Raw genomic sequence first — 17,962 nt, forward strand, 5'->3', positions numbered from 1 at the left:
GTGACGCCGGACATCTGGCAACCGCTGCTGCTCTCGCTGAAGGTCGCCCTGTGGGCGACCACGCTGAACCTCGTCTTCGGCGTCGCCGTGGCCTACGGCCTGTCGCGCTGGCGCTCGCGCTGGTGCAACACGGTGGATGCGCTGCTCACCCTGCCGCTGGTGATGCCGCCCACGGTGCTCGGCTATTACCTGCTGGTGCTGCTGGGGCGGCGCGGCGTGATCGGCAGCTGGCTGGAGCAACTGGGCATCAACCCGGTATTCACCTGGCAGGGCGCGGTGATCGCCGCCACGCTGGCTGCGTTTCCGCTGGTGCACAAGGCCGCGCGCGCCGCGTTCGAGAACGTCGAGCCGCAGCTGGAAGACGCCGCCCGCGTGCTGGGCCTGGCGCCGCTGGCGGTGTTCTTCCGCGTGTCGCTGCCGCTGGCCATGCGCGGCATCGTGGCCGGCGCGCTGCTCGCCTTCGCCCGCGCGCTCGGTGAGTTCGGCGCCACGCTGATGATTGCCGGCAACCTGCCCGGCCGCACGCAGACGCTGTCGGTAGCGATCTACTCGGCGATCGAGGCGGGCGACGACGCCGGCGCCAACATGCTGGTGATCGTGGCCTCGGTGACCTGCGTGGCGGTGCTGGTGATCGCCGGCCGGCTCACCCGCGGCCGCGTGCCGCGGCGGAGCTTTTGACCATGCGCCTGGACGTCGACATCCGCCGCGTGATGACCGATCCACAGCGGCCGTTTTCGCTGGAGCTGGCGTTCCGTTCGGACAGCCAACGCGTGGTGCTGTTCGGCCCGTCCGGCTCGGGCAAGAGCCTCACCCTGCGCGCCATCGCCGGTCTGATGCGGCCGGACGCCGGCCACGTCGGCGTGCGCGGCCGCACGCTGTTCGACGATTTCCGCGGCGTGGACGTGCCCGCGCGCGCGCGGCGCATCGGCTACGTGTTCCAGGATTACGCGCTGTTCCCGCACCTCACCGTGGCACAGAACGTGGCGTTCGGCCTGACGCCCAGCCTGCGCCAGCCTTCGCGGCGGAACGTGCCGGAAGCGGCGAGGCGCTGGCTCGATGCGTTCGAGCTGGAGGGCCTGGCCAACCGCTATCCCGCACAGATCTCCGGCGGCCAGCAGCAGCGCGTGGCGCTGGCCCGGGCGCTGGCACCGCAGCCGGAACTGCTCCTGCTGGACGAACCTTTCGCCGCACTCGATCCGCCGCTGCGCGGCCGCTTGCGCGACGAGCTGGTGGCGCTGCAGTCACGGCTGGACGTGCAGATGCTGGTGATCACCCACGATCCGGCGGACGTGGAAGCGTTGGGACAGCACGTGCTGGAGATCCGCGAGGGACGTCTTTACCGCGACTCGGCGCGCGTGAGCGCCTGATCCGCTCAATCGGTGGTGCCCAGCAACACGCTGGACGGCTCGATGATCGCCTCCGTGCGATCTCCCTCGGCCAGGTCGAGCGCTGCGAGATCGGCGCTCGCCACCACCGCCACGATCACGCCGCCACCGTCCAGATCCAAGACCACCTCGGCGTTCGCGTCGCCACGCTCGACCGTGGCGATCGTGCCGGCCAGCCGATTGCGCGCGGGAGGCTGATCTAACGCATCCAGCCGCGCCAGCCGCACCGCCGAGGCCTTGATCAGGGCGATCGCCTCGCGCCCCACCGCCAGGTCCAGTTCACGCGTGCTCTCGCGGGTGATGGTGACTGTCAGCCGCTGCCCGCCAGCCAGCGCCAGCTCCACCGTGTCGTTGACGGCGCCGGGCGCGATCGCGGTCACCGTGCCGACGAGCTGGTTGCGCGCACTGGTGCGCAGCATGAAGCGCCGCATCAGTTGCAGATCGCGCAATGAGGCCTCGCCCATCGCGCCCAGCTGCTGCACGAAGCGCGCGTGCTCGGCCGCCATGGCGCGAAACACCTCCACCAGCCGCTGGCCGCGTGGCGTGAGCGTGGTGCCGCCGCCGCGCTTGCCGCCGGTGGCACGGGTCACCAGCGGCTCGTCGGCGAGGTTGTTCATCGCATCGATGGCGTCCCACGCGCCCTTGTAACTCATGCCCACCGCACGCGCCGCCGCGCTGATGCTGCCGGTCTCGCCGATGGCGGCAAGCAGCTCGATGCGGTCCAGCCCACCCACATGACGGTCGCCTGCATGCAGCGACAGCATGCCCTTGAGTTCAAACATCGCCCGCGCTCCCGGCCGCCGCCATCGCCGCCAGCTTCGCCACCGTATTCATGTTGCGCGCGGTGCCCTGGGTCGCGGCCTTGATCTTCAGGCGCGAGTCGGCCATGCCGTCGCCGTAGTGCACGTAGATTTCGCGGCGGCCGAGCGCGAGGCGCTCGTCTTTCAGTCCGCTGATGTCGTCCAGCGCGGACTTTGCTGGCGCCGCGTCGAGGAAGATCGCCACCACGCGGTTGCCCGGCTCATCGGCGAATGGGTTGGCGGCCAGCACGCGCGCCAGCTCTTCGCCCGTGCGCACCAGCACGCCAACCGGCTTGCCGGCATAGCGTTGCAGGCGCTCCTCCAAGGTCTGTTTCAGCGTGGCCTCTGCATGCGTCGACTCGAACACCACGTTGCCGCTGGCGATGTAGGTGCGCACATTCTGGAAACCGGCGTCTTCGCACATGGCCTTCAGCTCGGCCATCGGCAGCTTGCCGGTGCCGCCAACGTTCACGGCGCGCAGGAGGGCAACGTAGCGATGCAGCATCGGGAGAGGTTCCTGATCAGCGTGACGCGCGGATGGCGCGGGAAAAATCGTCGATGGGTCCGGTGCGGCGCGCCTTGTCGGTGATCCGCGCGGCGGCGCGCTGCACGTCGGCCGGCTGGCTCGCATCGATCGCGCCGTTGTCGCGCAGGTAGCCCTGGAGGTAGCCGGTGAGCAGCAGGCGGATGTCCATCGGCAGGCCGGGGTTGAGCTGACGCGCCATGCGATAGACCAGCGTGGTGCAGTTGGACGTGATGGTGTTGTAGAACGCCGGGCGCTCGGCCAGCCGGTTCGCCGCCTCCACGTAGGACAGGAACAGCGCGCGCATCGTGTCGCGCTCCAGCGTCATCGGATAGAGGTAATCGTCCTCGCCGCGCACGTTGGTGCGCACGCGCACGATGTCGTGCTCGTCGGCTGCCACCAGCACCATCTCGAACTGCTTGAAGAAGCCGCCGATCTCGGAGAACGCCTCGCCCTTCTTCTTGCGGATCTCCACCGAGAACACCACGTGCCGGCCGTCGTCGAAGCCGAACGAGATCATCGCGTGGGCGATCGCGCGGCTGTCCCAGTACGACAGGATGGCGTCGGCGGACACCAGGTGATCGAGGTTGTAGTCGCGGGTTTCCCAGCGCGCGTCGTAGTCGCTGTCGCTGCGCCAGTCGAAATCGCGCACGTTGTGCAAGGTGACGCGATGGCCGTGCACCTCGCCGCGAAGCAGGTGGGCGACGTCGTCGGCCCACACGCGGTGGTTGGACGGGGGGATGTTCCACCACCAGATCAGCAGCACCAGCATGGCCAAGCCGTAGCCGGCCAGCGGCCACAGGCTGCGGCGGCTGATCGCCAGCGCAACGAGCGCCACCACCAGCAAGGCCCACACCACGCTGCCCAGCGCCCGGCCCACGCTGCCGCCCGGCAACTGGTACCACAGCGCCAGCGCGCCCCAGGCGCCGGTGAGAAACACCACCACCGCCACCAGTGCGCCGAGCACGCTTCGGAGCATCAGGCTGAATTTGTTCATCCGCGGGTTCCAGGCACCGAGAGCTGTGCCCGCTAGGGTGCGGGGTTTCCGGTTGGGTTACAACGCGCGCGCCGGCAGCGCAGGCCTCGCCGGTATCCGGCTGGCGCGCAGCGATCGGCGACCGCACCTCAGGCGCTTGCGTCCAGCTCGGCGATTTCCTGCTGCAGGCGGCGGCGCAGCGCGTCGCGGTTCGCCGTGTCGCTGACCTGCGGCAGCAGCTGTGCGAGCACTTCGAGATCCTGCCGTCGCCCCAGCAGGTCGGTGCGCTTCTTCAAGTGCTCCACCCGCTCGTGCTGCATCTTCCGCAGGGTCTTGGGGCAGACCTCGATACGGCGCATGGCGTCTACCTGCATGCGCAGGCGGCGCGCTCGTCGTCGCCAGCGATGCAGCCGCTGAGCGGTCATCTCCTTCTTCGCCTTGCGCTCGGCCTTGGCCACGCGCAGCTCGCCCTCGACCAGAGCATGCTCCAGCGACCGCCGCCCGACCCGATACCAGGGCAGCGCCGCCAGCGCCTTGCTGATTCGCGCCAACCGGGCGCGACGCTTGGCGAACCCCGGGTCCTGCGCCAGCGTGCGCGCCAGCCGTCGCTCACAGCGCCTATCGAGGCGCGCGGCCACATCGAGCCAAGCCTGTTTCTCCGCGCCGGTAGCCAACGAACGCGCCGTCGCCACCGCTACGTGGGCGTCGCGCAACCTCGACAGGCTGCGCGCCAGTTGCTGCAGGGCGCGGTCGATCGGCGCAGCGGGCTCGCCCAGTGCCTCGTGAGCCAGCGCCAGCACCGCCCGCAGACTGCGGATCGCCTTGCGCACGCGATGCACGCCGTCGTGCTGGCGCTCCTTGCGCGCCAGGCCCTGACGCGCCAGCCGACACAGCGCGGCCACCAGATGCGCCAACGCCTCGCCAGTGGTTCGCAGCGAAGCACCAGGGGCGCGTTCCGCAGAGGGAGCGGTGGACTTCATCGAGCCAGTCTAGGCGTAGCTGCCAATGCGGCCAGATGACTTGGCTCAATTGCGCGCATCGTGAAAGCGTGCCATCGATGCCGATCGAGCGCGCTCACCTGGCCGAGGCCGAGACCCAGACCGCGCCAGCGCTACAATGGCGGGCCCTTTCACGATATGCCCGCCGATGCGCAACCCACTGCAGGACCAACTACTCAAGGCCGGCCTGGTCAACAAAGCCAAGGTCAACCAGGTGGCGCGCGAGCAGAACAAGCAGAAGCTCGGCAAGGCGCCACCCGCCACGCCACGCGAAGACGCCATCGACGCCGCCCGCCTGCAGGCCGAGCGCGCCGAACGCGACCGCGCGCTGGCCGCCGAACGCAACGCCCAGGCCCGCGCCGCCGAACTGCGCGCCCAGGTGCGCCAGATCATCGACACCCACAAGGTCAAGCGCAGCGGCGAAATCGACTACCGGTTCACCCACGACAACGCCATCCGCAGCGTGCTAGTGAACGAATCCCTGCGCAGCCAGCTCGCCAGCGGCGCCCTGGTGATCGCCGCCCTGGACGATCGCTACGAACTGCTGCCCCGCGCCGCCGCGGAGAAGATCCGCGAACGCGACGCCAGCGTCATCGTGCTCGACCACGCCCAGCCGCCCGCGGGCGACACACGGGCGAGCGACGACGACACCTACTACGCCCAGTTCCAGGTGCCAGACGACCTGATCTGGTGATGCGCGGGCGGGAATGCGCATCGCAGCCCCGGTAGGAGCCCGCTCGCGGGCGATGCCCCTGCTCCTGATGCACATCGAAGCCAAAAGCATCGCCCGCAAGCGAGCTCCTACAGGTCGTGCTTACCACCACGTAGTGACGACGCTCCAGAGCGCCCCTCACCCCAGCCCTCTCCCCCGGCCGAGCCAGGGGAGAGGGAGTCGCGGCGTGTGGGTTTTGGCCTGGTGGACGACGACGCGGCGGGATCAAGTTATGCGAGAAGCGTGGGCAGCCGCACTTTGCTCCCTCTCCCCTGGCTCGGCCGGGGGAGAGGGTTGGGGTGAGGGGGCGCTCTTCGGCGGGAACAATGCCATCGCCAGGCATAACGCCGAGCCAGCCCTTCAATCGGAGAACTAAGGCCCGCCTACTTCCGCCCCAGATGTCGCGACGCCTGCCGCGCCTCACGCAACCGCTGCGCATGCGCCTTGAGCAGATCACCGCGGGTGAGGATGCCCACCATCTGCGGCGAGTTGCCCTTGCCCAACACGATCAGCCGGCCGACATCGGCCTCCACCATGTGGTCGGCCGCTTCGCGCAGGGTGTGGTCTTCGTGCACGGCCAGTGGCGGACGGCTGACAAGGCTGCCGACCGTGGCCTCATCGGCCACGCTGGCGTCGAACAAGGTGCGGCGGGTGAGCACGCCGAGCGGCTTGCCGGATGCATCGAGCACGGGAAAACCCTGATGCTTCGCCACGTCCCCCGCGCTGGCCAGCCACGCGCGCAACTCGCCCATGCGCTGCTCGGCCGACAACGACACCACCTCGCGGCTGCACGCATCGCGCACCAGGATCTGATCCAGCGCATCGGCGCTGTAGTCGGACGGCACGCGCACGCCGCGGCGCACGATCTTCTCGGTCATGATGGTGTTGCGCATCATCAGGCCGGAGACGAGGTAGGCCGCCGCGCAGCCGCCGAGCAGCGGCAGCAGGCCGTGCGGTTGCTGGGTGGTTTCGAAGGCGAACACCACCGAGGTGAGAAACGCGCGCGAGGCGCCGGAGAAGATCGCCGCCATGCACACCAGCGCGGCGAGACGCGGATCGACATGCAACGCCGGCAGCGCCGTAGCCACCAGCAACCCCATCGCCCCGCCCAGCGTGCTGCCGATGGTGAACAGCGGCGCCAGCGTGCCGCCGGAGGTGCCGCTGCCCAGCGCGATCGACCACGAGGCAAGCTTGGCGATGCACAGCGTGAGCAGCCCCGCCAGGCCGAGCTGCCCGCTGATCGCCGCGGTGATGTTGGCGTAGCCCACGCCCAGCGTCAGCGGCTGGAAATAACCGATGACACCCACCGCCAGACCACCGATCGCCGGCCACCACATCCAGTGGATCGGCAGCTTCTCGAAGCCGTCCTCGATGGCGTAGGTGAGCTTGGTGACGCCCACGCTCACCACGCCCAGGATCAACCCCAGCAGCACATACACCGCCAGCGCGCCGAACGTGGGCGTGGCGATGTCCGGCATCGGGAACATCGGCTCGTTGCCTTCCAGCAGGTAGCGCACGCCGGTGCCCACGAAGGCGGCCAGCGCCACCGGAATCAGCGAGCGGGCGCGGCGTTCGAACAGCAGCAGCTCGATCGACAGCAGCACCGCCGACACCGGCGCGGAGAACACTGCCGCCATGCCGGCCGCAGCGCCGGCGGCGAGCAGCGTCTTACGCTCGTCGGCGGTAACGTGGGCGAGCTGGCCAAGCAGCGAACCCAGCGCGCCGCCGGTGGCGATGATCGGGCCCTCGGCGCCGAACGGCCCGCCGGTGCCGATCGCCACGGCCGAAGACACCGGCTTCAGCCAGGTCATGCGCGGCGGGATGCGGCTCTCGTTGAGCAGGATCTGCTCCATCGCCTCGGGAATGCCGTGGCCGCGAATCGCGCGCGAGCCCCAGCGCGCCATCACGCCCACGATCAGGCCGCCGACCACCGGCACCGCGATCACCCACAGGCCCAGGTGATGCCCGGCGGGGCTGCTCAGCGCAGTATCCCAGCGGCCGTAGAACGCCAGGTTGGTGATCAGCCCGATCAGCGCGGTGAGCAGGCGCGCCACACCGGCCACCGCGGCGCCAAGCACCATCGCGGCCAGCGTGATGCCCACCACGCGCCGATCCAGCGGACGGAACCGGCGCGGCAGGTGCGCGTCGGCGAGGGTGGCGTCGAGCGAGGGCGCAAGCGGGATCGCCGCCCGCGAGTGCGGGGCGTCGGTGTGATCAGTCATGGGAGTTCAAGCCAGAGGATGCAGCCGCGAAAGGCTACGCGGATATCGCGCCAGTAGCTGGCTGGAAAATGAACAGGGGTAGCGCCCCACCTTGCACCACGCTATCAATACCGACTTCCCAGCCAGCCGCGGCGCCATGTCGACCCTTTCCCCAGCCCGCCCCGACGCCACGCCCGAGCCGCGCTCCGTGCGCATGACCCTGCTCAGCCGCCCGCTGTGGCTGGTGCTCTACTTCGCCGGCTGGACCTTCATCGGCCTGTGGCTGGGCACCAACGTGTGGATCAGCCAGCGCGACAACCCCGGCGCCGTGGCCTGGCACTACTACACGTGGGAGTTGAGCAGCGCGCTGGTGATCGGCGCGCTGGCGCTGGCGGTGGGCTGGTTCGAATCGCGCTGCAGGATCACCGGCCCCGGCGCGTGGCGACGCATGCTGGTGCACCTGCCGGCGGCGGTGGTGTTCTCGCTGGTGCACGTGGCCATCATCGTGGCGATCCGCAAGGCGGTGTACGCGGCGATGGGCGCGTCGTACGAGTTCGGCGAGGTGTGGATCGGGCTGGTCTACGAGTTCCAGAAAGACCTCATCACCTACCTCAGCCTCGTTGTCGCGTGCGCGTTGATCCGCACCATCCGCGAGCGCCGCCGCCACCAGCTCGAAGCACTCGAACTGCGCCGCGCCCTGAGCGAAGCAAAGCTCGCGCACCTGGCGGCGCAGATCGAGCCGCACTTCGTGTTCAACACGCTCAACGCCATCTCCAACCGCATGTACGAAGACGTGCCCGCCGCCGACCGCATGATCGTGGCGCTGTCCGACCTGCTGCGCACGGCGATGACCGCCGACGGCTCCGCCTTCGTGCGCGTGTCCGACGAGGTGCATTGGCTGCGCGCCTACACCGCGCTGATGGCCGAGCGCCAACCCGGCCTGCTGCACGTCGACATACGCGTGGACGAAGGGCTGGATGCCATGCGCCTGCCGCGTCTGCTGCTGCAGCCGCTGGTGGAAAACGCCTTCCGCCACGGCCTGCGCAACGGCCGCGGCCACCTCGCCGTCAGCCTGCGCCGCGACGGCGATCGACTGCACTGCCGCGTGGAAGACGACGGCGTGGGCTTCGCCGCCGATGCGCAACCGGGCGTGGGCCTGGCCAACGTGCGCGAACGCCTCGCCCTGCTCTACCCGGATCGCCACCGTTGGCAGATCTGCGCCGGCACGCACGGCGGCACCGCGGTGGACATCACCCTGCCGCTGGAACCGTGGACTGCGGAGCCGAAGGCATGACCCTGCGCCTGGCCATCGTGGAAGACGAAGCCCCCGCCCGCGCCCGGCTGCGCCGCCTGCTGGCCGATCACAAAGATGTCGAAGTCGTACTGGAAGCCGACACCCTGCCCGCCGCCCTGGCCACCCTGCCCGGCGCCAACGCCGACGCGCTATTCCTCGATATCGCGCTGGGCGAGTCCACCGGCTTCGACCTGCTCGACCAACTGCCGCCCCCGTGGCCGCTGCTGGTGTTCGCCACCGCCTACCACGAGCACGCGCTGCGCGCGTTCGAAGTGGCCGCCGTCGACTACCTGCTCAAACCCTTCGACGCCCCGCGCCTCGCCGCCACGCTGGACCGCCTGCGCGCCCGCCTCGCCGACACCGACCCGCTGCCCGCCGAAGAAGACCTGCGCCGCCTGCAGGCCGCCATGCCCATACCCGCGTTCAACCCGCCGCCGCTGGTGATCACCGAACGCGGCCAGCGCGTGGTGGTGCCGCTGGACGACGTGACCCACCTGGTCGGCAGCGGCAACTACGTGGAACTGCACACCCCGCAACGCAGCTACCTGATGCGCGCCACCCTCACCCAACTGGCCAGCCAACTGCACCCCGCGCAATTCCTGCGCGTGCACCGCAGCTACCTGGTTCGCGCTGATCAGATCGCGGCGCTGACGCCGCGGGGGCATGGGGATGCCGAACTCACGCTGCGGAATGGGACGACGGTGATGGTGAGTCGGCGGTATCGGGAGGCGTTGCCGGAGGGGTTGCGGGGGCGGTGACGCGAAAAGTCGAATCTGCCCCCTGATTTCACCCTGAGTTCAATGCCTGCAGGGCTATTTCCACACCTCAAACATATCTGTGACGTCAAGACTGTCGAAATCCTTTATCCCTTCGAGACTAATCACTCTGGGCTTCGTAATTTTCGACCAAGAATCCTTGAAATCTTCCTCACCACCGCCCTCCGCGTCCTCGTTCGTATTCACCCGCTTCCAGATCCGACCGGTCATCAAGTTAATGCTAACCACACTCTCGACCACCGGGCCATGGTCATTGCTGGCGTCGTAGCCAATCAGATAAAAGCCACCCTTTTGATATCGAAAGGTATAGCCCCAATAACCATAGCGACCGTGGCTATAGTGGAAGAGAAGAAGACCTTTCTTAATATCGATGCTGAGCTCGGGGGCAAAGTAGACCCCACCATCCTCATTTTCAGACGAAAAGCAAGTGAAGTTTTTTAATGCAAGCGCATAGCCCATCCCTTGCTTGAACGCAATTACCAACCCCCTGCGATTGCGGTCGAGCTTCTCCCCCCTTGCGTCCGAAACGATCATTGATGGATCTGCAGCCTTAATCAGAAGCACAACGTCTTCCTCCCCATCCTTGTTCAAATCGCCCCTGATGGTATCCACGACACGATAGCCTTTCGGAACAAACGCGAGCGGACTTGACTGCGTAGCACTCGCACGAGCAGCTAGCAAAGTTAGCGCCACTAAAAGAGCGGCAGACCACACTTTTTTCATAAGTCATCCATAATAAAAAACGAATTGAAGGCGCGGCCTACCCGAGCTACAACTGCAAATACCCCCCCCTAGCACGGCAAGAGTCGACTCCGCACCTGGCCCCCTTTAATTACGGCCAGTCAACTTGCCGAGCAGCGCCACGATATAAATGACCAACGTGACGAATGAAAGCAAGCGAGCCCCTCGAACCCGGTTGCCAAAGATTGCCATGAGATAAAAAGACACAGCCCCGAAAAATCCAATGGCAAATTGATCTCTGTTAGGTGGTGGCCAGGGAAGAAGGTAGCCGTAAACTATCAGACTTGCGATGAATGCAGCAGCGACTCTCTGCCATTTTTTTAAAAATACGAAAGAGTCATCGTACTGGAACATGGTCTGGCACCTAAGGCTGGAGCTGAGCGGCGGCGTGGATTGGAGTGATATATCCACGCGGGCCGCTTGAATCGTGGGGCCTGAGTAGGGAAGACAAGAATAGGCGACGCAAAATCATCCGGATGCCATATTGAGCCCAACGCCGAAATTGAGCGGTAGCGCAGGCGTCCGCATCGAATGAAAGAATAGTCTCTACTTGGCCACCAGGTCGAGAGATTTCAGCACCTGCTGAACGAACTCGGTTTTGGACTGGGTGTACGCCTCGCGGTCATGGCGGTACTTGTTGGCCATGTCCAATTTGAGTTGGGCGTACTCCTGTGCGAGATGTGCGTTCGCTCGCAGCGCATCGCGGAACCCCAGCCTTGCCCGCCAAAGCTCACTGCCGTACGGAACCAGGTGGAGATGGTGCGTCCGGTGGGCATCCGAGGGTTTGCAGAACCAGTGCATGACATCGGCCTTGTATGGCCAATATAGGTAGCCCAATGCTTCCACCGACGTCCCCCCGCGTTGAGTAGCGGGACGGTTTAGAGTCCGGAATTACTTTAACTGCTTCGCGTAGGCGGCGGGTGTCAGCCCGCCCAACGCCTTCTTCGGTCGCTCCTCGTTGTATTCCCGCCGCCAGCGTTCGATCTCGGTGCGGGCGTGCAGCAGGCTGGGAAACCAGTGTTCGTTGAGGCATTCGTCGCGCAGACGTCCGTTGAACGATTCGATGTAGGCGTTCTGGTTCGGCTTGCCTGGTTCGATCAGGCGCAGTTGCACGCCGCGCTCGTGCGCCCAGGCGACCATCGCCTTGCCGCAGAACTCCTTGCCGTTGTCGGTGCGGATGGTCTTGGGCAGGCCGCGAATGACGCCCAGGCGATCCAGCACACGCGTCACGTCGATCCCGGAGATGGCTCGTTCGACTTCGATGCCCACCGACTCATGCGTGGCGTCGTCGACGATGGTCAGGCACTTGAGGACGCGGGCGTCGGCGGTGCGATCGAACACGAAATCCATCGACCACACCTCGTTGGGCGCCGATGGACGACACAGTGGCTGCCGCTCGCTCACCGGCACCTTCTTCCGCTTGCGCCGGCGTACCTGCAACCGTTCCTCCCGATACAACCGCTCCACACGCTTGTAGTTCACCGGCTCGCCGCCCTCCTGCCGAAGCTTCAGGTGGATCATCCCCACGCCGTAGCGCTTGTGCCGCTGCGCCAGCTCCACGATCCGCCGTCGCAGCGCCACGTTGCGGTCTGGCTGCGCCTGATACCGGTACGCGCTGGCGCTCATGCCCACCACGCGCAGCGCGCACCGCTCGCTCAACCCCTTGTCGATCATCTGGCGCACCAACGCTCGCCGGGCCGGTGCGCCTACGGTTTTTTTCGCAGGACGTCCTTGATCACCTCGTTCTCAAGCATCTGCTCGGCCAGCAGCTTCTTCAGCCGCGTGTTCTCCGTCTCCAGCTCCTTCAGGCGCTTGGCGTCCGGCACGCTCATGCCGCCGAACTTGCTGCGCCACAGGTAGTAGGAGGCCTCGCTGAAGCCGTGTTTGCGGCACAGCTCCTTGATCGGCAAGCCGGCATCCGCCTCACGCAGGAAGCCGATGATCTGTTCCTCGGAAAAGCGCTTCTTCACGTCCAATCTCCTTCGGTTGGGGGATTGGACTCCAAACGGCAGTGCTACTCAAAACCGGGGGGACGTCGGGCCAGGTTGGTCAGGAAACCCACGTACTCGCGTAGCTGCTTCAGCCGTAGCTGGGTATCTTCCGGCAGGAAATAGCCGGTGACATTCCGATCTTCCGAATCGATGGTCGACATGCTTGCCTCCTCGTTCCATGAAGTACCCGCGCGCCAGGACGGCGACGGGAAGTCGGGAGGCTCGAAACCGCACACAGCCGGCGGGCGTATTCCCCTTGCGGGTCTTGTATTAGCCGCCCTCCCGACGCAGGCTTCGCGTCGGCTGCGTCTGCAATGACGCAGGCACAAAAAACCCACCGGTTTGACGGAGGTGGGTACCGCTGTGTGGGGAGTTTCGAGGCTCCTTGCGATTGATTCTGCTACTACGGGGAAGCGTAGTCAAGGTGAGGGGGAGAAAGAACGGGCCGTCATTAATTAAACCAGGCAAGCGATCACCTAACAGACGAAAGCCATTAAGCAACCACGCCCCTTCAACTACTTTAACTGCTGACTAGGGCTAAACCGGATAACCAAGCTCTCGCAGATACGCCTCTACGTAGTGCGCGTAAGCGAATCCCAACGCGACAGCGATCGCAACAAAACCCCAGCCCCAGATGGACGGTCTGGTGGTGGCACCGAACACCCTGGAAGTCTTCGCTCCAAATATGGTGTACGCAACGCCCATAAGGAAAAGAAGAGGTTGAATGGCCACCCATTTGCTCCGATAACTGATAGAGACAGCCTGGGCCTGAGCGTCAGTTATCGGGCCATACGTACAGAGCCAAAACAGCAGCAAAGCAAAGAACAAGAGGAAAACGCCCAGGGGACGACTTGCGAAATCGCTCGGCACATTGCGACCAATCTGTCCCTGTTCGATACGCCGGTCGCGCTTGGCACGCGCGAATGCGGCTGGCGAGTTGTCGTCATCTGTCATAACCACTCCCTATTTGACCTATAAGTTAAGCGATGTCGTTATAGCAACCATCGCGACGATTAGTCGTTTCCATGTCCCCGTTACTAGCCATACGAAGGCACAATTTAATTAGCCACACTCCCTTTAATCCCCGAGCATGGCAAAAGTCGACTCTGACCCTTGTTTTGCTGATGCGCGAACCGGATCGCTGCGCTCATGCCGCAGGGGCATGGGGATGCCGAGGTCACCCTTGCGGAAAGGGACCACGTTGATGGGGAGCCAGCAGTATCGGCAAGTCTTGCGCGCTTCGACTGCGTACATAAGTACAGCTATCGCAACCAAACATTAACTGTAGACCTGACGGAGAAGAGTTCGTCGATTGGAGTCGCAACAGCAGCCGGGAGGTCCGGTTTAAGCGCTTGCTTGTAGGCCCCACCGAAACCCTCAGTCGCCGACTTGACAAGAGGATGAAGTTTACGCGCCACCTCATAGATAAAGTTATTCTCAAAGGCAACAGTCTTCCCACCACAGTTAGTCAGCTCGGGCGCTTTCTGTGCATCGGGCACCGTTATGGTACCTCCAGTATGTACGACGGAGTGCCTCAGTTGCCATAACACCTTTAGTCGCCTGCATTCTGCATTGCCGAAAAGTTGCCTATTGAGATTAAATGCTGAGAAATAGGAATTGACGCGCTCCGGACTATGCCAGCCAGGAAGCGAATCTGCAATGATGATGCCAGCGGAGAATCCTCCGCCACGGCGGTATGCCGACAACCGAACCAGATCGACTGACAGACTTGCGTTTTTCTCGATTTGCTTGAAGAATTTCTCAACGTCAAAATTTCTAAAATAGACACTGTTCTCGAATGCGCCCGCAAATAGATATCGTTGAAACGTTTCGAAATGCCCCATAATTGCAGGAAGCATAGCTACACTTATGTGACGAATACTATCTATAGCATCAGCCCCGTACGTTCCGTTAATCTTGAACTTCCGCAGGCATAAATCGACCGCTGACTTAGCCTCAACGACATAGCGAAGAAAGGCTGTGGCGGGCTCCTTTAAATACTCTGCATGACTGACGTGTGTCACACCCGGCGATGCGACAAGGTACTGGTGGAACTCTTTTACTGGCCTTCCGGGCATCGAGCACCTTTCAGGTAAATAAGAGGTGGTGCAGCCGTCCGCTTTGAAAAACTTGCGTACCGCTACGTGCGTACGTACTGGTCAGGAACCTGCTCCCAATCGTTACATTTACGGCGAACACCCCTTCTAAACGCTCGATACAACTCATACGCGTCAATCTCTATATCGGGAGCAACTTCACGTACAGCATCTTCCAGTGCGCGACGCATCTCCGAGCTGAGGTGATCCACGATCTCTTCCATTTGCACTTGTGCCATAGCGCCCCCGTAATTTATAAGATGGCTAACGTCTGATAGTTCTAGATTCGGCAGGATAACAGGTCTCAGGGCGCACTCTCACAAGCCTTGCCCGTTTACGCTAATGCAGCGCAGCCCGAAGACTAGCTGCTAACTCAATGCGCTCCCCACTGGTATAAGGCGCTTTCGTTCCCGCATGCAGCCCATCCTTCGAGTAGCGCGGAAACACGTGCAGATGAAAATGCCAAACATCCTGATCGCCAGCCGGCCCATTGTGCTGGCGCGTTGAGATCCCCTCACACTGGAAGGCATCCCGCATCGCCTGCGCCAGCCGACGCGTGGCACGAAAGAAGTCAGCGCCAAGGCTGTCCGGGATATCCAGCACGTTCTCGTAATGCGCCCGCGGAATCACCAGGCAGTTGCCCCTGATCCCACCGTAGTGGTGCGTCGGAACGAGGGCGTACACGTTGTCATCCACCAGCACAACGGCTGATTCCGGCGCCGGCGAGGGAAGCGTTTCAGCGATGCCGCAGAACGGGCACGCGTATCCGGCGGGGGCGTGCTTCATGAGGCCTGACGCCGAATAGTTTCGAAATGCAGTGTCATCCTGCCGCCTACTCCTTCAAGCTCCGCGCACCCCGCGCGGCACTTCCCTGGTTAACCCCACGACGACAACCTGCTGATGCAGCCAGCTCGCATGGTCTTGCGCCTTCCCCTGGGTGCCGAGAGCGACCCGGCTGTCGGATCGTTCCACGGGCCATCAGGCGGCACAAGTGCGAGGCCGTCCTGGTCTCCGGACCCGCCCACGTCATCCCCCATCCCACTCACCCCAAACCGCTTGCCCCACCCCACCCCACCCGCGACCCTGCGCCCACTGTCACAGGGAGCGTCCATCCATGCGTGGTTCCACCTTCATCCTCGCCGCCGCCATTACCGCCCTGCTCGGTGGCTGTTCTCGTTCTGCCCCGGTCGACGTGCCGCCGCTGGATGCTGCGGCGCAGGCGTTCCAGTGGTCCGCTTGGGGTGGCGATGCGGGCGGCAGCCGGTTTGCGCCGCTGAGCCAGATCACCCCGGCGAACGTGGCGGCGCTGAAGCCGGCATGGACGTTCCACACCGGCGCGCTGGCCAAGGGCTGGGAAACCGAGGGCAAGCTGACCTTCGAGGCGACGCCGCTGTTCGTGGACGGCACGCTGTACTTCAGCACCGCCACCGGCGAGGTGTTCGCGCTGGATGCGGCCACCGGCACGCAGCGCTGGAAATTCGATGCGCACGTCGACGGCAGCGAGGACCGCTCCGAGCTGGCTTCGCGCGGCGTCACCTGGTGGCGTGACCCGACCGCGGCGGCTGGTACCACCTGCGCCACGCGGGTGTTTTTCGGAACCGTCGATGCGCGACTGATCGCGCTGGATGCGGCCACCGGCAAGCCCTGCGAAGGCTTCGGCGAGCACGGCCAGTTGCAGCTCTCCGCGCACCTGCTGCGCGATTCCTCCAAGGGCGATTACGAGTTCACCTCGCCGCCGGCAGTGGACGGCGACACGCTGATCCTCGGCTCGTCGATCGGCGACAACTGGTCGGCCGCCAATGCGTTGGGCGTGGTGCGCGCGTTCGATGCGCGCACCGGCGCGCTGCGCTGGCACTGGGACCCGGTGGAGCGCACCGCCGAGGCCGGCGACCCGGAGGCCAAGCCCTACCCCACCTGGGACGGCGCGGCCAATGCCTGGGGCGTGTTCTCGGTGGATGCGGCGCGGCACCTGGTGTTCATCCCCACCGGCTCGGCCAGCCCGGACCCCTACGGCGGCGAGCGCCCCGGCGACAACCACTGGGCCAACTCGCTGGTGGCGCTGGATACGGCCACTGGCAAGCTGGTGTGGGCGCGCCAGCTGATCCACCACGACGTGTGGGATTACGACCTGGCGGCGCAACCGATGCTGGTGGACATCAAGCGCGACGGGCAGAGCATCCCGGCGGTGATCCAGCTGACCAAGACCGGCCAGGTGTTCGTGTTCCGCCGCGACGACGGCACGCCGCTGTTCGACATCACCGAGAAGCCGGTGCCGCAGGACGGCGTGGCGGGCGAGAAGCTGTCGCCGACGCAGCCGTTCTCGGCCCTGCCCTCGCTGGTGCGCAACGGACCGGTGACGCCGGCCGACGCGCACGGCCTCACCTTCTGGGACCGCAACCGCTGCCGCGAGCTGATCGGCTCGCTGAAGAGCGAGAGCATCTTCACCCCGCCCAGCCTGCAGGGCACCATCGAGATGCCCAGCTACGCCGGCGGCGTGAACTGGGGCTCCGGTGCGTGGGACCCGGCCACGCAGACCCTGGTGACCAACGTCAACGACCTGCCGATGCAGGTGCAGCTGCTGCCGCGCGAGGAGTGGCTGCGGCAGATCAAGGCCGGCGGCGAAAAGGGCTGGGAGTACGCCCGCATGAAGCACACGCCGTACGGCATGCGCCGGCGCGTGCTGCAGTCGCCGCTGGGAGCGCCGTGCATCGCCCCGCCGTGGGGCCGGGTGGTGGCGCTGAACCTGGGCACCGGCAAGCTGGACTGGTCGATCCCGCTGGGCACCGGCAAGCACAAGGCGCCGTGGCCGATCTCGATCAAGGGCATGCCGGGCATGGGCGGGCCGCTGATGACGGCCAGCGGACTGGTGTTTATCGCCGCCTCCACCGACGGCTACCTTCGCGCGCTGGACCGGGCCACGGGCAAGGAACTGTGGCGCGCCGAACTGCCGGCTCCGGGCATGGCCACGCCGATGACGTTCGCGGTGGGCAACCGGCAGTACGTGGTGATCGCGGCCGGCGGGCACGGCAAGCTGGATACCGGGCGTAGTGATGCGCTGGTGGCGTTCAAGTTGCCGGAGTGAGGCCGAGCGACGGCCTCCGTCGTGCGAGTTGCCCGTGCGCGGGGTGCTTGGTTTGCCGGATCAGCCCCTGCAGCCATGCCGTTTGATGAGCCGACTCCGTTCATCCAACTGCCGGCTAGCCGACAGGTCGGGACCAACTTGAACGTCGAGGGCGAGATATCGGCAAAGCGTCTCCCTGTTCAGCCGCCTTTGTTGTACGGGTTGAGTGGGTATGCCGGGCTTGGCGAGCCGAGTGCGTGAACAGGGCGCTGTCTGGACCCATAGATCGGTTTCAGCCATGCAGAGATAGCCAACTACGGGAGCAAGCCCATCGATTCCACCAGGCGTTGCGGGCTGTCGTGGATTCGGTTCGCGCAAGAGCTGAGCGGCCGCTGGGGAGAGCGCAGG

General features: G+C 65.3%; 19 protein-coding genes. 6 read left to right on the forward strand and 13 right to left on the reverse strand.

Annotated features, from left to right (window positions below; genetic code table 11):
- Together modB and ACQVBX_RS06060 are read left to right on the forward strand one after the other, a co-directional pair.
- A complete protein-coding gene (gene modB / locus ACQVBX_RS06055) occupies positions 1-678 on the forward strand; it encodes a molybdate ABC transporter permease subunit (protein ID WP_431637144.1) in 678 nt (225 codons plus the stop codon).
- 2 nt (positions 679-680) lie between these two features.
- On the forward strand, positions 681-1,367 hold the full coding sequence (locus ACQVBX_RS06060) for an ABC transporter ATP-binding protein (RefSeq protein ID WP_431637146.1): 687 nt from the start codon (positions 681-683) through the stop codon (positions 1,365-1,367).
- A gap of 5 nt (positions 1,368-1,372) precedes the next feature.
- Here the strand turns inward: ACQVBX_RS06060 and ACQVBX_RS06065 are convergent, their stop codons facing one another.
- The 4 genes from ACQVBX_RS06065 to ACQVBX_RS06080 form a co-directional block, all read right to left on the reverse strand.
- Positions 1,373-2,167: a TOBE domain-containing protein gene (locus ACQVBX_RS06065; protein WP_431637147.1), complete on the reverse strand. Its 795-nt coding sequence runs from the start codon at positions 2,165-2,167 to the stop codon at positions 1,373-1,375.
- Positions 2,160-2,687 (reverse strand): DUF1697 domain-containing protein, encoded by a 528-nt coding sequence (locus ACQVBX_RS06070; protein ID WP_431638123.1) that lies wholly within the window; start codon positions 2,685-2,687, stop codon positions 2,160-2,162. The genes ACQVBX_RS06065 and ACQVBX_RS06070 overlap by 8 nt, the downstream gene beginning before the upstream one ends.
- Positions 2,688-2,706: 19 nt before the next feature.
- A complete protein-coding gene (locus ACQVBX_RS06075) occupies positions 2,707-3,705 on the reverse strand; it encodes a DUF4105 domain-containing protein (protein WP_431637150.1) in 999 nt (332 codons plus the stop codon).
- 128 nt (positions 3,706-3,833) lie between these two features.
- Positions 3,834-4,664, reverse strand: a complete 831-nt coding sequence (locus tag ACQVBX_RS06080) for a CHAD domain-containing protein (protein ID WP_431637151.1) — start codon at positions 4,662-4,664, stop codon at positions 3,834-3,836.
- A gap of 166 nt (positions 4,665-4,830) precedes the next feature.
- On the opposite strand from ACQVBX_RS06080, the gene ACQVBX_RS06085 reads away from it, so the two are divergent.
- Positions 4,831-5,376, forward strand: a complete 546-nt coding sequence (locus ACQVBX_RS06085; protein WP_431637153.1) for a DUF2058 domain-containing protein — start codon at positions 4,831-4,833, stop codon at positions 5,374-5,376.
- A 401-nt stretch (positions 5,377-5,777) separates the two neighbouring features.
- Here the strand turns inward: ACQVBX_RS06085 and ACQVBX_RS06090 are convergent, their stop codons facing one another.
- Complete coding sequence (locus tag ACQVBX_RS06090; protein WP_431637156.1) at positions 5,778-7,616, reverse strand: chloride channel protein; 1,839 nt, start codon at positions 7,614-7,616, stop codon at positions 5,778-5,780.
- Between the two features lie 136 nt (positions 7,617-7,752).
- Between ACQVBX_RS06090 and ACQVBX_RS06095 the strand changes: the two genes are divergently transcribed.
- Together ACQVBX_RS06095 and ACQVBX_RS06100 are read left to right on the forward strand one after the other, a co-directional pair.
- Positions 7,753-8,889, forward strand: a complete 1,137-nt coding sequence (locus ACQVBX_RS06095) for a sensor histidine kinase (RefSeq protein ID WP_431637158.1) — start codon at positions 7,753-7,755, stop codon at positions 8,887-8,889.
- The gene (locus tag ACQVBX_RS06100; RefSeq protein WP_431637160.1) at positions 8,886-9,647 is read left to right on the forward strand and encodes a LytR/AlgR family response regulator transcription factor; all 762 of its coding nucleotides are present in this window, start codon (positions 8,886-8,888) and stop codon (positions 9,645-9,647) included. The genes ACQVBX_RS06095 and ACQVBX_RS06100 overlap by 4 nt, the downstream gene beginning before the upstream one ends.
- Positions 9,648-9,701: 54 nt before the next feature.
- On the opposite strand, the gene ACQVBX_RS06105 is transcribed toward ACQVBX_RS06100, so the two are convergent.
- From ACQVBX_RS06105 to ACQVBX_RS06140, 8 genes are all read right to left on the reverse strand, one after another.
- A complete protein-coding gene (locus ACQVBX_RS06105) occupies positions 9,702-10,388 on the reverse strand; it encodes a hypothetical protein (protein WP_431637161.1) in 687 nt (228 codons plus the stop codon).
- 105 nt (positions 10,389-10,493) lie between these two features.
- Complete coding sequence (locus ACQVBX_RS06110) at positions 10,494-10,760, reverse strand: hypothetical protein (protein ID WP_431637163.1); 267 nt, start codon at positions 10,758-10,760, stop codon at positions 10,494-10,496.
- A gap of 192 nt (positions 10,761-10,952) precedes the next feature.
- On the reverse strand, positions 10,953-11,252 hold the full coding sequence (locus ACQVBX_RS06115) for a GrpB family protein (RefSeq protein ID WP_431637165.1): 300 nt from the start codon (positions 11,250-11,252) through the stop codon (positions 10,953-10,955).
- A gap of 45 nt (positions 11,253-11,297) precedes the next feature.
- A protein-coding gene (locus ACQVBX_RS06120; protein WP_431634034.1) for an IS3 family transposase occupies positions 11,298-12,376 on the reverse strand; the annotation gives its coding sequence in 2 pieces (ribosomal slippage) (positions 11,298-12,118 and positions 12,118-12,376; 1,080 coding nt in all).
- Between the two features lie 44 nt (positions 12,377-12,420).
- Positions 12,421-12,558, reverse strand: a complete 138-nt coding sequence (locus ACQVBX_RS06125; protein ID WP_431637166.1) for a hypothetical protein — start codon at positions 12,556-12,558, stop codon at positions 12,421-12,423.
- A gap of 376 nt (positions 12,559-12,934) precedes the next feature.
- Positions 12,935-13,351, reverse strand: a complete 417-nt coding sequence (locus tag ACQVBX_RS06130) for a hypothetical protein (protein WP_431637168.1) — start codon at positions 13,349-13,351, stop codon at positions 12,935-12,937.
- Between the two features lie 308 nt (positions 13,352-13,659).
- The gene (locus tag ACQVBX_RS06135; RefSeq protein ID WP_431637170.1) at positions 13,660-14,256 is read right to left on the reverse strand and encodes a hypothetical protein; all 597 of its coding nucleotides are present in this window, start codon (positions 14,254-14,256) and stop codon (positions 13,660-13,662) included.
- Between the two features lie 576 nt (positions 14,257-14,832).
- A complete protein-coding gene (locus ACQVBX_RS06140; protein WP_431637172.1) occupies positions 14,833-15,279 on the reverse strand; it encodes an HIT family protein in 447 nt (148 codons plus the stop codon).
- 328 nt (positions 15,280-15,607) lie between these two features.
- On the opposite strand from ACQVBX_RS06140, the gene ACQVBX_RS06145 reads away from it, so the two are divergent.
- A complete protein-coding gene (locus ACQVBX_RS06145; RefSeq protein WP_431637173.1) occupies positions 15,608-17,575 on the forward strand; it encodes a pyrroloquinoline quinone-dependent dehydrogenase in 1,968 nt (655 codons plus the stop codon).
- The last annotated feature ends 387 nt before the right edge of the window (positions 17,576-17,962 follow it).

This window comes from Dyella thailandensis, assembly GCF_050749815.1.
GTDB lineage: Bacteria > Pseudomonadota > Gammaproteobacteria > Xanthomonadales > Rhodanobacteraceae > Dyella_A.